A 15,882-nucleotide genomic window follows, 5' to 3' on the forward strand; every position below is an offset into this window, starting at 1 on the left:
CGAGTTCTTGCTCAACCGGCGTTCGCTGACTGTTCCCGCTCGCGCGCCTTGATTCGCCTGGCCGGTACACCCGCATAGATGGACCAGGGTTCAGTGCCGCCCTTGAGCACGGAACCAGCCGCCAGGACAACGCCCTCTTCAAGGACCGAGCCGGGCAGTATCGTGCAGTTGGCATAAATCAGGCAATGGCTTTTAATGGTCACCGGTGCCACAACATCTACTTCGTGATTCAAGCCATCGTGGGAAACCGTCAGGATATGGCAGTTGAGTGAAATCGTGACATTGTCACCAATCACGATACGGTCGTTCGTTCCGAGGTAAGTGTTTCGATTAATCTGGAAATTCTTTCCGGCAATCAGGTTGTGCGGGTATTCGGTGAACGCACCGGCACGAATCACGGTACTTGAATAATCTGCCAATTGAACACCGGCCAGTCGCCACAAAACAGCCCTGACAACAGCGCAACCGAAAAAGTCAGGCAGCAAATTTCCAAGGCCGATGAGCAACACGCCTCGAAACCGCCCACTCTGAAAATCGTTTTTCATATAACAGGCAAATGCCCAGGTAGCCTTGACCATCCGAAATGAGGCCAGTCTGGATATCAATGTCGTCTTCATCCGGACATACCCTGCTGGCGCGGCAGGTCGCCCAGTTGGCCAAGCTCCGTCCAGAAACGCGTGGCTGCCAAGCCATCGAACTTGTAAAAATACCGTTTCAGGGTGCGCGAAACTTCCGGGGCGAGACCAGTTGCAGCCTTGACTTGGTCGAGTTCTGAAAGGACCCTCAGCAATTCTTGCTGGGTGGTGACGTGGTCAACGCCGGGTTCGTCCTCAACCATGGGAGGCTGTTCGGGGTTCAAGACCCGTACGGATGGGACGCCCACAAAAAAAGACTCCAGCGCTATTCCCGAGTAACTGCAAACCACAAGACTCGCGCTTTCCATCAACTGCACGGTGGACTTGGACGGGTCAAAACCTATCTCCAGGGCGATTTCATTTCGGCGTATCAGTTCGTTGATCCATTCCTGACTCACCGTCGGATGTTTTGACAGCATGACGCGCCACCCGGGAAGCGCCCGTAACCCTGCCAGTACTTTCAAGATGATCTCCTCGTCACCCACCGAAGGTGCCAGTAGCAGGATGCGATCATCGCTGGGCACGCTTTGAAGCCTGCGACCCTGGCTGTAAACACGATAGAGACTATCGTATTTAAGGCATCCCGTGATCCGGATGTTACCGGCAGGATAAAAGCCAGAAAGAATGTCGGCAAACTGTGAGCCATGCACGAAGTAGTAGTCCGGCATGGGCGAAATGCTACGCTTGTCTTCGAGGCCTGAGCGATTGAATTCCGAGTAGCGGTGATAGAACCCCATTTTGTTTTTATAGATGGTGGCATGCTGTATCGACACCCAGCGATGCCTGGGGGAATTTTTCTTTGTCGCGAAATAGACCGCCCGCATGGGCGCGAGAGTTTCGCCGTAAGTCACCAGGGCTTTGTCACCACCACTGCTTTGCAGCCAGCGTTCAAACATGGCTGCATAGGTCAAGCTCCAGGGGAGCATGGACATAAAGCTTTTCTGCATTTCCAGTATCAGAATGTCGGAGAACTCGGCGTGCCCTACCCGCACGCCTTGTTGTTGCAATCTCTTCGCCATTTTGCTGAATTTGAAGTAGTTCCCTATCAATGAGGCGTGTATCTGGATGATGTCAGCTAGAAACAGATACCTGTCGAGAATTTCCACATCCCGCTGCAGCCTGGATGCATAGTCCGTCAATTTCTTGCGCCAGAGGCCGGGGTGCAGAAAATCTGCGCTTTTGATATTCAACCGAAAAATGAAGGCTGAAGTAAAGCCATGTTTGTGATCATCCAGCGGTACTTGTTCGTACATTCTGTCGCAAAACCCGCCGCGGGCATGGATGAGGTTGTATTCAAGGCCATGAAACCAGACGCGCTCCCCACCTGTCTCAGGGCGCTTGGGCAAAAACCTCAGCAACAACCATTTACCCAGTTCCTTGAACAGGCTTTTCAGTATTCCAGCGTAAACGGTGCCATGGCTGAGCGGACTCATCGGACTGAGCTGCTTGTCTGCCAACCCGCACAACCTCTCATGCAGCGCCTGGTACCAGACGTAGTCAACCGCGGTGTCCTTGGCAATCAAGGTGCTCGCCCACCAAAGCGGAAAGCCGCGCCACTGCAATGCGTTTTTGATACCGGAACGATCTGCCCACTGGGCCACCCAAGTGATGTACAGCTCACGGGTTTGATCCCATGACCAATCAAGCTGTGGGCATTCAGTGCCGAACAGCAGCGCGCGGTCATTTATCACCGACCCTTCAGGTCGCTCCAGTAGGGCATCCAATTCGGCAGGTGTGCGCGCCACACCTCCTTCAGCGAAGATGACCGCGGAAGCAATTTCCGCCGCACTATAACCATTGGCTAAAGGCTCATAGATGTAATACGGAATGTCATGGTAAGTCGCTTCGGCGACCGCCGAGCTGATGCCTCCGATTATTCTGCGAGTGCTCGCCACATGGTCAGAAAATGGCCCCTCCAGCAGGGTCACCTTGTCGAGATAGCCTGTACTCTCCAGGATGGGCAGCAGCCATTCCCTTTCAGTATGGTGCTTGATTTTTATGGCCAATTTCTCAAAACCAGCATCCGTCGCACTTCTTAACGCATCCACCAGGGTGTTGGGACGTGAACCGTTACGCCCATCCATCCCCAGGTCGTTTGGAATCCACGTCATGATAATCGCGTCGAAGGTTTTTGGAGCGTTATCCTTCAGTACATGGTTATCCAAAATGGGGGGGGCTACCGTCACCACCTCTTGCACATCCAGCCTGCTCTTTAATATGCGGCGTTCGTGCTGACAAGCGATGGCGTAAATGCGGTCAAACATGGCCGGCCCCAAAGACGCTTTGCCAATGCGCTTCTCTATATCAACAATCAGATAACCGTCAACCAACCATGACACCTTGATGCCTTTGGTCTTCGCCAGGTGGGCTGCAATCAGATAGGGCTCGTAAAACTCCGACCCCACCACCAGTTCTGCAGGCTTGTACGAGTCCAGCATGTCCTGGTAGGCGGCGACGGTCCAGACAAAGTAACCGCGATAAAGCTGGTACCTGCCGACCATGGATTCCGACAGTGCCTCAATCAACTCATTGTCCCAATGAACGTTGACGCGCTGCAAAACATCCACCAGCCGAGCCGGCTCTAGCAGGGCCTCAAAGTCGTTCGGAACATGTCGTTCAGCATCCAACAAACACCGCGGCGGTAGCGTGCGCGTATACGCACCCCGCCACGGCCAACGCGAATTCACGCTGATCCATCCTTGCTGTCGAGCGGAAAAACGTGACATGGTCCAGTCACTTAAGGCCAGTGTTTTATTACGCAGCAACCTCAAAAACGGAGTTTGCAATTTCCGTAGAAAATTGGCACGCCGATCAATCGGAGGCATACCCAAGACACGATCAGCAAGGGTACATAACGGCGACACCATGCGATGCCCCGGATCGTAAACCTGAACCTGCGGCGCAAACTTTTTCGCAATGTTCAGGAACGCTGCTGGCTCATTGCAGGAAATATATACGCAGGCATAACGGCTACACCAGTATTTGAGCGCGAAATATTCACGACAAACGCTCGATATATTGATCAGCAATCCAGCCGAAAAAGCATCTGCAACTGAAAAATGATCGCCTTCACAATTTTCTTTTCCGTCCTCATCCCTGTACCAGTTAAAACTAAGAAAGTTGATCGCTTCATCAGTACGGTCTTCGAAATTATGGTGGTCAAAAAAAAGGGGGACAGCTTCACCCAACAAAATGGGGAGGTAGTCTTCGTGAGCAATAAGTTGCGCATCAGCCCCATGGCGCTGGCGTACCCACGCCAAATCGTCCCTATGGTGAAGAAGGTAGGCGTTCATCTGGCTGCGCGGTGAAAGCGTGGCATACAGAGGTCAGAGTGACCTGAGAAATTTGGTGCCCAGCCGATGAACAAACCCGTCCTTGTACTGACTTTGATATTGCGCCGAGCCCGCGATGATATTGCCCGCGACATGCTGAAGCTCTTCGTCTACACAAGATTCCACCCATGAACCTTCAATTCGAGCGTGCATCTCCTCAACCGCCTCCTTGATTTCCTGTGGCGTGTTTTCCCGCCATTCAATATTTCTGCTCCAGTAAAAATCGCTGGATTTGAAATATGTCTCGGACTCGCGCCGGATAATCTCGGGCAGTGACAGACGCTGGCCGGATTTTGCGTCATAAAGATGTTTGAAAATGATCAGCGAATTTCTGAAAAAGTAAGTAGTGTCAAGGTAGGCTAGGAGATTAACGCAAACAATCGGCTTCCGGGCTATTGCCGCGAGGGCATCAAGACCGGAGCCCGTGGAAATCATGAACGTACAGTTAAAACACAACCAAAGATCCAGAAATTCAGTGCGCAGCCCGGAATGCGAGTAATCAAAAATTCTTGGATTGCTTGACTTGAGCGGATTTGCCGTAAATTTGCCCATTCGAATGACCCAATAACCTTGGTCAGCAAGAAATTCAAACGCCTCTACGTAGTTAGTGACGTCGGAATTTCGAAATGCGTTGTAATCGGAAGGCAACCCGACAGGATTGAGCCTGACGTCATGCGCATTGTCTCTCACCTGAACGCAGACGAATTTCTCGTTCGGCAAGATACCAAGCTTTCTTAAAAATGCATCGCCAACCAAGTTTTCCTCTGCAGTAAATCGTATCTGTGGAGCGATTCTTCCCAGCAAGTCTTCCGGATCTGCCGTGGCGTGAAGCTCGCCATAAGAAATGCGATAGTGCGGTTCCCAGTTAGGAAAAAGCTTATTGAACCTATGCAAATAATAATAAAACCGGCTGACCGGCAAATGGCGCTCTACAATTTTTTTCCAATATTTATTGGAATGCCAGGTGCTCTCAAAAAAATAGAGATCCAGCACATTCTTGTCTGGTGTCAGGCAAAGCGCGGAGCGCGACAAATGCATCTCGGGGTCCACAACAGCATGACCAAGAAGCCTGCTCGGCAACCAAGTGAATCGAATAGTCTTGAAGGGCTTTGCCAGCCTGATCAAAAATACAAGTACAAGGCATAGCGGAGCGACAAGGACGAACACCAAGCCTGTTGCGGCTTTAGCCCTCAGCATCGGCCACCCACCTGACCTAATTTGCGAGATCTGCTGTTTTATAAATCGCATTATTGTTTAGTTTGTTGTGCACAAAAAGTTTTCTGCCAGTCCCTCATTTTGACAGCGTATTAGAAGTGCCGGTTAAACTAGAATTTTCTATCCAGACATGTGAGTTCATGAGGTCAGCTATGTCCCTTACCGGAAAAACCGCTTTGATTACTGGAGCCAGCAGAGGGCTCGGCAGGGAACTCGCTCGCTCTCTTTGGATAAAGGGCGCCAATCTCATTCTCGTTGCCAGCAATGAAAATCTCCTTCAGCTCACCCTTAACGGTTTATCTCGAAGCCCTGAGCAAAAATTGCAGTGCATTCCTTGTGATTTTGGCAATGAAAAAAGCCTGGCTGAACTGGGAGAAAAATTAAAATATTTAAATATTGATGCGGTAATCAATAACGCCGCAACTCAAGGACCGATCGGACAGCTTGGGGATAATGACTGGGACGACTGGAAACGCACCATTCAAATAAACCTCTTCGCACCAGCATATATTTGCCGTCTGCTGGTACCGCTCATGGTCAACCGAAAAACCGGCGGGTCGATCATCAACCTGTCCGGCGGGGGTGCTGTCGGGCCTAGGGCCCATTTTTCCGCATACGCTTCATCCAAGGCCGGATTGGTAGGGTTTAGCGCCACCCTAGCGGAAGAGCTAAAGGGTTCTGGCGTACGGGTCAACTGCATCGCACCCGGTCCCCTGCCTACGGACATGCTTAGGGAAGTGGTAGAAGTGGGAAGTGATATCGCTGGTGAAAACGAATTCAGACTGGCATCCAAAATCGTCGAGCAAAACAGCGAGTCTTTTTCCCGTGTGGCTGAGCTTTGCGCTTTCCTGATCTCCGAGAAATCGAAAGAGATTTCCGGAAAACTGATAAGTGCAATTTGGGATCCCTGGGAACGACTGAACGAGTTGGCTAGCGTTCTGAATAATTCGGACATTTACACCTTGCGCAGAATTGTTCCCGAAGACAGGGGAAAGTCTTGGGGCAAATGAATGACTCGGGAATTCGTCTTTTTTTTTTCTCTGCCCGGCGATCCCTCACGCGGCATACTTTTAATACGGTCCCTTAAAGGTGTCAGCGCGATCAATCAAACCAAGGCTGCCACCGTCTTTCCCGAGCATGACCATTGCAGCCTTGGCAATGGTGCTTGCCGACGGATAAAAAACCTTTTCCAGAGAATGCGACACGGGAGCAGGACAATCTGCCAGCGAAATTCGGCGGACAGGTGCTTTCAGTGATTTGAACGCCTTTTCCGCAACCAGAGCAGCGACCTCACTCGCTATTCCGCACAGTTCCCAACTTGTATCTGCAGCAATCAGCCGGCCGGTTTTCCGGACCGACTCGAGGATAGTTTCTTCGTCGAGCGGACGTATGGAACGCAGATCGACAACCTCCACAGACACACCGTTTTTCTCGAGTTCGTCAGCCGCATCGAGTGCTTCAACCGACATGTATGACGTAGCAACGATGGTGATGTCTTTTCCTTGTCGTATTACAGCTGCTTTGCCAAGAGGCACAGGCGTGGCTTCCTCTGGAACCGGCCCACTCGTGTCATACAAAGACCGATGCTCCAGCATGACAACTGGCCCAGTGTGTTTGAGCGCACTCAGCATCAGCCCCTTGGCATCTGCCGGAAATGCAGGCATAACCACCGTCAACCCTGGAAAATGCGCGAGGGGCGCCTGAATGCTTTGCGAATGAGTTGATCCCTGGCCCCATCCACGCCCAATAATGGCTCGCACAACGACAGGAGCGATCCCCGCATTACCACCGTACATGTAACGCCACTTGGCCGAGAGCTGCAACAGCATATCGAATGACAGAAACATAAAATCCACTCTCGGGTGAACAATGATTGGACGTTTGCCAACAGCTGCTGCACCGATAAGAATCCCCGTCAGTCCGTTTTCCATTGCGGGCGCGTCGAACACGCGCCCAGGACCAAATCGCTTGGTCGCTTCCACAGTTGACCCGAAAATTCCAGACGGGTAATTCACTGAAATTCCGGTAATGAAAATATTGGGATCCCGCTCCATTGCCTGGACCATGCCCTCCGAAAGCGCCTGGGAGTATTTAAGTTGTCGCATACGCGCTTTCAATAGACGTTATCGAACAAGGTTGACGTTTCCGGCCAGGGGCTCTTCTTCCCCTGAACAATGGCCTCGTTCACTTCGGCGTCGACTTCCGACTGCCATTGCTTCAGATCGCCGGCGCTGGCCATACCCTGAGTTACAAGCAAGTTGCCAGATCGAACAAGTGGACATTTTTCCATCCACTCTTCCAGTTCCTTTTTAGTTCGATAGGCACGATTAACCTCGTAGTCCCAAAGTGGTCCCACATGCTCCCGCCAGCGATAGGTCATGCACTCAAGAAACGTCGGACCCTCGCCTGCACGGCAGGCGTCCACTGCCGATTGCGCAGCTTGATACACCGCATTCACATCGTTGCCATCAACTCGTTCGGCGCGAAGCTTGAAACTACGCGCACGTTCACACAAATCTGTTCCGTCAGCCTGCCTGACCGACATCGGGCTCTCCGTCGCATAAAGATTGTTCTCGCATACAAACAGTACCGGCAATTTGTGGACAGACGCGTAGTTGAAGCTTTCCCAGACACTGCCTTCATCACATGCACCTTCGCCAAAAAAACCGACTGCAATATGAGGAAGCTTGTCCATGCTGAATGCCAATGCGCTACCAGCCGCAAGTGCACTGGAGTGACCCAATATAGGAGACGACCCGACAAATCCGACGGACCGGTCTGTCAGGTGAACAGAACCGCCTCGGCCCCTGGAGCAGCCGGCTTCACGCCCCAGCAGTTCTGCAACCAACCCCAGAAGATCGCCGCCTTTCGCGAGATAGTGTGTATGGCACCGATGATGGGTGTACACGACATCCTGAATCGTCAGCGCCTTGCTCACACCCACAGCGACTGCCTCCTGACCGATTCCAAAATGTGTAGGCGTGCGCATACTGCCGGTCCGGTACTCATCAGCAAGGATTTCTTCAGTTCTGCGTATGCGTAAAAGCTCCCTGTAAAAATGAACCTGCAGATCTTTATTTGTATTCATGATGTTTGAATCGGATCGACCGATACGTTTAGCAAAAGCTGGTGGTGGATTTCTTCAAAGCCCTGCTTTCCGGAGACAAATCTGAAATCGGGAAAGGATTTGACCAAATTGGTGATGTCGTAATGGCGATGTGTCACCGCACTGATGCGCGGGGTTTCAGTGATTTCAATCTCATCAGCAAACTCGTCAACAACAAGTTCTGCAATTTCGCGAAAGGATTTTGATACCCCAGTGGCGATATTGAGAATACCCGTGCCGCGTGTCATTAGACATTTGATTGTGAGCGCGGCGACATCGTCAACGTGCACATGATCGCGAGTTTCTTCACCGCCACCGAAGAGTGCAATCTTTTTATCCTTGAGCGCTGAGCGCAAAAACCGATTGGGGCCATACGCGTTATGGGTATCACCCAACCCATACACCAATGTGGGACGCAACACCAGCAGGGGAATATTTTTCAGGTTGCGCGCCATAACTTCGCGAGTCAGGTGCATCACACCGTAAAGATCTTTGGGAGACGGTGGTGTGCTCTCAGTCACACGACTGACAGCGGAATCATAGACCGCATCAGAACTGAAATAAACCAGATGCGAACATCCGCTTTTTTCAATCGCAACACAGACGTTCTGCATCATTGCGAGGTTTTTCATCAGCGTTGCGACGTCGCGCCCCTTGTCCGGGGTACGTGCCGCCAGCATCACCACCGCGTCGCCAGCCGTGATCAGGGAAGCCAGCTTGGGCGCTGCGTCGGCGGATGCCAGGTCGATATCGGACGAAGTCAACGCAAGGTTGGAAATTTCATCTACATCAAGCCGCTTTTTCAGCGCCTGGCCGATAAACCCACGGGCGCCCAACAGCACCACGCGCTGGGGCTTCTTGTAAATACCGCTTTGCAGAGTCATGATGATCAGCAGCCTCCAGGAAAGGAGCTAACGCCAAGCGTGCGATAGTCAAGGCCTGCATCGCGACAGGCTGCCGCCTTGAGGACTGCATAAGGATCCAGTACTAATTTGCCATGCATGCTCTTGGCAATCTCGCGCGGATCCACTCCGGAGAACTGACTCCATGGCGTCATCAATACCAGGACGTCTGCCCCTTCGCAGGTTTCAAGTTCAGACATTGCGTCATGAATTAGGGGATGAGGCACAACGCTTGCGGGAACCACCGGGTCATATACCCGAACCCGAAATGGCTTGAGGTGCCCAAGCAAAGCTATCGAAGGCGAGTTTTTGACGGAATTTGTGTCCTGCTTGTAGGCCAAACCCAGTACAGCAATCAGGGGATCGTCAACTTTTGACAGTAACTCGCGATAGAGGACGCCGAGGACCCAGTCACGGCGGTGGTGGCTGTTTGCTATCCACGCACGAACCACGCCTGCATCAGTGCCATACCTGTCCGCATAGCTGCACACCGTCGCGAGATCCCGCTCAAGGTTGCCACCGGCAATCCCCAGCCCGGGGGCAAGATAGGAATACGGACCGATCCTCCTGTCAAGCTTGAGCGCCGGGACAATTTCAGACCAGTCAGCGCCAATATGCTCACACAACTCGGCAAGCGTGTTCGCCACGCTAACCGATGCAACCAGGCACATGTTGATGGAAATTTTTGCAAGCTCTGCACTCTCGTAGCGCATGGGCAAAACAGGACAGCCATGCGCCGCCAGAAACACGCGATAAGGCTCCGGCAATGGCCGGCGCGGGTCCGCGCAGCCCACAATATAACGTTCAGGTTGCAACGCGCGCTCCACCGCACGGCCAAAAATCAGCGTCTCTACTTGGTAATAAAGGATTCGACCCTCTCGCTGCTTCGTGCGTGTAAAACCAGGCGGCACCTGTGACAAAACAACAATGACTGTATCGTCACGTGAAGCCTCGAGAACGCGGCCAAGCAGGTTGTTGATTGGTCCCAGGTCGCTGCCGCCGAAATCGTCGGTGGGTACGTCGGGTGCCACATAGACCACGTCACAAGCCTGCAAATCAGCGGCATTGGAGGTAAAGGAAAGGCTGGCCCGGTTCTTCGCCATCAGTTCGTCGAGCGACGGCTCGGAGACCGGCAACACCCCCTTGAGCAAGGGCGCAATGCGCTGGAGATCAGGGTCAAAGCAAATCACCCTGAACCCTTTTTCGGCGGCCGAGATGCCGGAAACAAGACCCAGATGGGTCATGCCCGCAAAACCAAGAACGGGTCGCATCAGCCTGCACTCCCGTTCATCCGGGCGGCATATATCTTTTCGAGGCCTTCGCGCCAGCCTTTGAAAGCAAAACCCGGAAAAGCCTGAAGCACCGCCTGATTGTCGAATGCGCGATAGCCGTTGTGCGGCATGGGGCCAGACCTTCGGCTACCGCGCACAGATACCTTGCCGGGAAAAGATGCAGACGCAAAGTCGGCCAGCTCCCTGAATGATGCAACCGCACCTGATACCGCATTGGCAATGCCTGAACTTCTGTGCATGATCACCAGTCCGGCCAGCTCGGCCACATCTTCAACGTCGACATGGTCGCGGAGTTCTTCACCTTCACCAAACAGTGATATATCCTCGCCTGCTGCAGCAAGCCTTCCAAAGCGATTGGGTCCATAACCGTTATGCGGATCGTCATTGCCGTAAACCAGCGTCGGCCTGATGAGCATCAACGGGCCTTGGTGAGCGTGCCGCAACGCGATTTCCCTGCTCAGATGCATGGCGCCATGCAGGCCGCCGGGTTCCGCGCATGATTTTTCGGTCAACGGTTTTGTGCTGTCGCGGTACACCGCGTCCGAACTGAGATATACAAGGTGCGCGACGGGACGACGTTGCAACGCCAGGCACACCGCTTCAATCATGCGAATGTTTTCGGCCAGCATCGCAACATCCTTGCACGGTGCTTTGGCAGACGCAACAACGAGCACGTCTTCTGGCCGCAGCAACCCGGCCAGTTGTTCCGCCGCACCCGGTTTGAGCAAATCAAGCGCCGGTCGCCCCACAGCAAGAGTCGAAATTCCATTCGCCTCAAGCCGCCGCCGAATGGCGCCGGCAATAAAACCGCCGCCTCCCAGCACCACCACGCGCGCCGGCTTTCGGGCCTGCAAGTACTCATGCGAAAGTGCCACGGCCGTCATGTCAGGCCTCTGCCCCGGGGATCTCACGAGCCAAACCGACCAGCACGTCGTTGATCCAGATGTCGTTGTCGATATTGCTTTGGCCTTTTTTGCAAAGGTTCTTGAAATGTGTGTATTCCAGCTCCCAGGTAGGGTCCGCCTGCACAAGTGTCGTTGACTCCTCGTCTGGACGCCCGCTCGGAAGCACGCGGTCCCGGACGGTCATCGTGCTCGGGCCCCACTTGCAAAGTGACTGGATGTGCGCGCTGCCGCCCTCGGCAAAGATGTCGCAAAAGAAATGATTGCGCCATGACAGCAAAGCCACCTCCATCTGCAGAACAGGGGAACCGTTCGCCCCAAAGGACACGTGGTCAGGTGCGCGGTTTTCGAAGCAATTCGCGGAGAAGACCTTAAAAGGGGCGGCCGGTTTACCAAACCAGAAGAGTGCTGTATCCAGCAGGTGCGATCCGAGGTCAGGCAGCACGCCCGCGCCTTGGTCGCGCCACGCGGAATCCCGGACAAGCCGCGCCGTGCCATTGCCGTAAAACATTCGCACGCTATAGATACGGCCCAACCGGCCAGATTCGATCAGCTTTTTCATGCCCACAAAATGAGGCTCGAAGCGGTGGTTGTATGCGGTGTAGCAAACAGCGCAGTTCTTCGCAGCCAATTCCCTGAGAGCCACAAGGTCGGCCTGCTTTTCTGCGAACAGGGGTTTTTCAACCAGCAAGTGCTTGCCGTTGGACAGCAGGTAAGTGATCAACTCAAGCTTGGGCTCGTCGGGGATGCAGAGCAGAGCTGCATCGTACGAAGAAAGGGGGACATCCTGCACATTTCTGTAATCGGCATCTGCATGGAATGGATCCACGGTCGCAACAGCTTCGGCACCTGCCACAGCAAGGCGTTTGCGACCTTGCACACCCAAACCCACAACAATAACGCGCATGGAAGTCAATTTTGTTACTCGTACCTGGCCTGCTTTTCAACCGCATCGATCTTTTTCAGTACCAGTTCAGGTGTGACAGGCCAGTTGCCGTCATGTTCACATTCAACGCCCGCAGCCATGTTGCCAAGGATCGAGGCAATGACATCGTTTTTGGTAGCGACCAGTGCCAGCGTTGAGTAGGCGAGCAAGGCGTCGCCCGCGCCAACTGCATCGACCACGTGGCCGGCAAATGTATCAATGCTGAAGAATGCGCGCGGATCACCTGGCGGCAAAGTCGAGCGATAGGTGATGATGCCGCGCTCACCGCACTTGAGCATCAGCGTGCCGCAACCCGAGCGATTGAGCAGCTCAAGCGCCAGCGGCCTGACCACCGAATCCTGGTCCCCAAGCGCAAACCGTGCTTCACGTTCGTTGGGCGTGATGAGGTCGAAGTTCTGAAACTCCAGGATATTGCCCCACCGGCTGGCTACCTGGCTGTCGGCTACCCGAAAAACGCCTTCTGGAATGGCCGAGGTTAAGGAGGGAATCGTGCCGCGATTGAACATGCCGTGACGAAAGTCGCTGAACACAACGGCCTGGCTGTTGCCGTCGGCGATCTGACGCTTCAACTGCTCAACAATCCTGTCAGAAATGGACCGGTTGTCGAGGGTGTCGATCTTGAGCATGCGGTAGGTTTCGGCGACGATGGCGTTTTTATTCGTCGTGGGCCGTGTCTCGTCAATGATGGGCAGGCAGTGGACGCCAAACGCCTTGAGGTCGTCCAGCACAAAGCTCTTGTATGCATCATTGCCCAGCACCGTCGAGAAGGTCACGTCCGCACCGGCGGCCCGTAAATGTTTGGCCACTACGCCGGCACCGCCGACATAGTCGACTTTTCTTTCAAAACGCACGCTCATGGTCGGCGTTTTGGTCATGCCACCGATCATGCTGCAATAGGTATAACTGTCGACAATGGTGTCGCCGACAACGTGGACGCGAAGGCCCTTGAGCTTGTCCAGCGTGTCGCGCAAGTCCTGAAAGCTCACGCCCTCAGCCTCCATCAGCGTCATCAGCTTGTCGACGGCAATGGAAGGTGGCGCCAACTCGATCAGTGCCGACGACGAATACACGATGTCGCCTGGGGTGAAGATGACTTCCCCGCCGTAACTGTCGAGGACTGCAATTTCTTCCTGCGTCTTGGGGTGCACGGCGCCTGCGGTGTACTCGTAACCTTTGGCAAAATAGTCGGGCTGGATGATGGCGAGATTTTTAAGCGGTGTCGCATCGCTGTCCACCACCACGTAATCGACCATCTCCAGCGCAGCGAGGTTCATGGCGCGAAGATCCTGGGGCACATAGGGACGCATATTGCCCTTCTTGATGTGCTCGTCCGCCGTCAGGCTGGCAATCACGACGTCAGCCTTGGTCTTTGCATACAGCAGATGCCGCACATGACCGGGATGAACCACGTCGAACGTGCCGTGACACATGATCACTTTTTTCTGCCGCGGGCGCTGGCCGATAGCATCGCGAATCTGCTGCGCCGACATGATCTTGTGCGAAAAGAGGTGCTTGCTCGCTGAGTCCATCAGGTTTTTCCTTGGGGGGACATGTATTCAAACCAGGTCTTGGTGGCGTTGGCAATCGACCCGGGATTCCACAGCGGGGCATTGCGCCAATAGTCGATGTTGGCCACGATGTTGGCTACGCCCTGCTCAAAGCTGACTTCCTGCCGCCAGCCCAGTTCACTGGTGATGCGGCTGATGTCTGCCCAGGTCACGTCGGGTTCACCCGGGCGCTTGGGGATATACGTCACGTCCCCACCCAGCAACTCAATAAGGCGATTGACCGACTGCGGGTTGCCTGCGCCCAGGTTGTAAACGCTTCCGGTACGCGACGTTTCCGCAGCCGCCAGGAATGCACGCGCCACGTCGGTTACATAAAGAAAGTCACGCGCCTGCGTGCCATCCCCCACGACTGTGTACGGCGTTCCGGCAATCTTCTGGCGAAGGAATACGCCAAACACGGCGCCGTAGGCTCCAGAAGTTCTGGAGCGCGTGCCATACGCATTGAAGATGCGTATGGAATTCACTGGCAGCTTGTAAACCTGGTGCCAATGAAACGCGGCCTGCTCCCCTTGGTACTTTGAAAGCGCGTAGGGGTAACCGGTATTGATAGGGTGGTCTTCCCGGGTCGGCACGTCTGCCAGGCCATAGCAGGAAGAAGATGCGGCATAAACGAACTTTTCCACGCCGGCGTGACGGGCACATTCAAGCATGTGCACGGTACCCTGCACGTTGGCGGACATGTATTCCATGGGCCGTTCTATCGAAGGAACGATATCACCGATGCCGGCAAAGTGGATGACATATTTGGCACCGGTGAACAGTGCATCGTCGGGCGCGAAACTGCGAATGTCGCGCAACTCAACCTGCAGGTCGGGATTGCTTCTGTGATGCGCCAGGTTTTCTTCCCGGCCGCCAATCAAGCTGTCAATCACGCGCACGGCGAAGCCGCGTTCAAGCAGCAGATCCACCATGTGGCTGCCGATAAAACCGGCCCCGCCCGTGACAACGGCGACTGGGCGGCCCGTCATTTCGCGCCGACAGCCTTCATGGTGCGAACGTTGTAATAACGGTCATCTTCGAAGCTGTTAGGCAACTTGCCCTTGCGGAACGCTTCACACAGGTCTCGCACAGCGTCTTCAACCGAATGAGTTGGCTCGAAGCCAAGCGCGCGCTTGATTTTTCCGGAGTTGATGTGATACGAGCGAAGGTCGTCCGAGGTTGTCGTCACGATCGGAATGTCACCTTTCTCCGGAAACTCCTCTTCAACGACTTTTTTCACCGCCTTGGCGATGTCCATGATGCTCAGATTCTGAAAGCCGCAATTGAACACCTGGTTGGCAATCTTTTCGTCGGGAGCCGTGAGCAAAAGCTTGCACAGGTCAGCGTAATCCTGCACATGAAGGTTGGGCCTGAGCTGCGCCCCCCCGAACACCGTAATTTTCCCCTTATTCACTGCATGATTCGTCAAAATATTCACGGAAAGGTCAAGGCGTTGCCGCGGTGCATAGCCGCAGACCGTCGCCGGGCGAAAGACCACACCGACAAATTCTTCGTTGGTATGTTTGAGCAGTAGCGGCTCGCACATACCCTTGTACTTGTTGTACAGGGTGAGGGGCACAAGCGGGTGATCTTCCGTGACGTCCGGCGAATCAGACACGCCGTAAACAGAACTCGACGACGCAAATACAAACCGCTTGACGCCAGCTTTTTTGGCAGCGATTACCACCGGTTCGAAGGAGTCGAGATTGACCGACGTCGACAGGTGCTCGTCAAGCTCAAAGCTTGCATCATTGGAGATGCAGGCAAGGTGCAAGACGCTGTCGTTACCAGCGCAGGCGGCCGCCACGGCAGCCGTGTCGCGCACATCACCCTGGATGATTTTCAGCCTGGGGTTACCCTTGGGCAAATGTTCGCTGCCGTACCAGACAAGAATGTCAAAGACAGTAACTTCCCAGCCCTCTTCAAGCAGCTGAGGCACCAGCAGGCTGCCGCAATAACCACCACCACCAATAACCAGCACCTTCTTGTTCATATCTTTGCCCAT

13 protein-coding genes are annotated in these 15,882 nt (G+C 54.0%); 1 reads left to right on the forward strand and 12 read right to left on the reverse strand.

Going from position 1 to position 15,882, the window contains the following annotated elements; all coding sequences use genetic code 11:
- Positions 1-11: 11 nt before the first annotated feature.
- From PSV40_RS14970 to PSV40_RS14980, 3 genes are read right to left on the reverse strand one after another with little or no spacing between them, the layout of a single operon-like run.
- Positions 12-617 carry an acyltransferase gene (locus PSV40_RS14970; RefSeq protein WP_300539169.1) on the reverse strand — a complete coding sequence of 202 codons (606 nt, stop codon included), beginning with the start codon at positions 615-617 and terminating at the stop codon, positions 12-14.
- Complete coding sequence (locus tag PSV40_RS14975) at positions 614-3,928, reverse strand: hypothetical protein (RefSeq protein ID WP_300539172.1); 3,315 nt, start codon at positions 3,926-3,928, stop codon at positions 614-616. Before PSV40_RS14975 ends, PSV40_RS14970 begins: the two co-directional genes overlap by 4 nt.
- A gap of 33 nt (positions 3,929-3,961) precedes the next feature.
- Positions 3,962-5,215: a TIGR04372 family glycosyltransferase gene (locus PSV40_RS14980; protein ID WP_300539175.1), complete on the reverse strand. Its 1,254-nt coding sequence runs from the start codon at positions 5,213-5,215 to the stop codon at positions 3,962-3,964.
- A 119-nt stretch (positions 5,216-5,334) separates the two neighbouring features.
- Here PSV40_RS14980 and PSV40_RS14985 point away from each other — a divergent pair, with 119 nt between their 5' ends.
- The gene (locus PSV40_RS14985; RefSeq protein WP_300539177.1) at positions 5,335-6,192 is read left to right on the forward strand and encodes an SDR family oxidoreductase; all 858 of its coding nucleotides are present in this window, start codon (positions 5,335-5,337) and stop codon (positions 6,190-6,192) included.
- Between the two features lie 60 nt (positions 6,193-6,252).
- Here the strand turns inward: PSV40_RS14985 and PSV40_RS14990 are convergent, their stop codons facing one another.
- Genes PSV40_RS14990 through PSV40_RS15030 form a run of 9 tightly spaced genes read right to left on the reverse strand, consistent with a single transcriptional unit; the run spans position 6,253 to position 15,882 of the window.
- Positions 6,253-7,287 (reverse strand): transketolase C-terminal domain-containing protein, encoded by a 1,035-nt coding sequence (locus PSV40_RS14990; RefSeq protein WP_300539180.1) that lies wholly within the window; start codon positions 7,285-7,287, stop codon positions 6,253-6,255.
- A gap of 8 nt (positions 7,288-7,295) precedes the next feature.
- Positions 7,296-8,270 (reverse strand): thiamine pyrophosphate-dependent dehydrogenase E1 component subunit alpha, encoded by a 975-nt coding sequence (locus tag PSV40_RS14995; protein ID WP_300539182.1) that lies wholly within the window; start codon positions 8,268-8,270, stop codon positions 7,296-7,298.
- Positions 8,267-9,172 carry an NAD(P)-dependent oxidoreductase gene (locus tag PSV40_RS15000; protein ID WP_300539184.1) on the reverse strand — a complete coding sequence of 302 codons (906 nt, stop codon included), beginning with the start codon at positions 9,170-9,172 and terminating at the stop codon, positions 8,267-8,269. Before PSV40_RS15000 ends, PSV40_RS14995 begins: the two co-directional genes overlap by 4 nt.
- 5 nt (positions 9,173-9,177) lie before the next feature.
- Positions 9,178-10,461, reverse strand: coding sequence for a nucleotide sugar dehydrogenase (locus PSV40_RS15005; RefSeq protein WP_300539186.1), 1,284 nt, complete (start codon positions 10,459-10,461; stop codon positions 9,178-9,180).
- Positions 10,461-11,366, reverse strand: coding sequence for an NAD(P)-dependent oxidoreductase (locus PSV40_RS15010; protein ID WP_300539188.1), 906 nt, complete (start codon positions 11,364-11,366; stop codon positions 10,461-10,463). The genes PSV40_RS15005 and PSV40_RS15010 overlap by 1 nt, the downstream gene beginning before the upstream one ends.
- Before the next feature lies 1 nt (position 11,367).
- Positions 11,368-12,291, reverse strand: coding sequence for a Gfo/Idh/MocA family oxidoreductase (locus PSV40_RS15015; RefSeq protein ID WP_300539190.1), 924 nt, complete (start codon positions 12,289-12,291; stop codon positions 11,368-11,370).
- A 14-nt stretch (positions 12,292-12,305) separates the two neighbouring features.
- Entirely contained in the window at positions 12,306-13,859 is a 1,554-nt protein-coding gene (locus PSV40_RS15020) for a PfkB family carbohydrate kinase (protein WP_300539193.1), read from the reverse strand.
- On the reverse strand, positions 13,859-14,866 hold the full coding sequence (locus PSV40_RS15025) for an NAD-dependent epimerase/dehydratase family protein (protein ID WP_300539196.1): 1,008 nt from the start codon (positions 14,864-14,866) through the stop codon (positions 13,859-13,861). The genes PSV40_RS15020 and PSV40_RS15025 overlap by 1 nt, the downstream gene beginning before the upstream one ends.
- Positions 14,863-15,882, reverse strand: coding sequence for an NAD(P)-dependent oxidoreductase (locus PSV40_RS15030; protein ID WP_300539199.1), 1,020 nt, complete (start codon positions 15,880-15,882; stop codon positions 14,863-14,865). Before PSV40_RS15030 ends, PSV40_RS15025 begins: the two co-directional genes overlap by 4 nt.

It is taken from the genome of Polaromonas sp., from assembly GCF_029945925.1.
Taxonomy (GTDB): domain Bacteria; phylum Pseudomonadota; class Gammaproteobacteria; order Burkholderiales; family Burkholderiaceae_C; genus Polaromonas.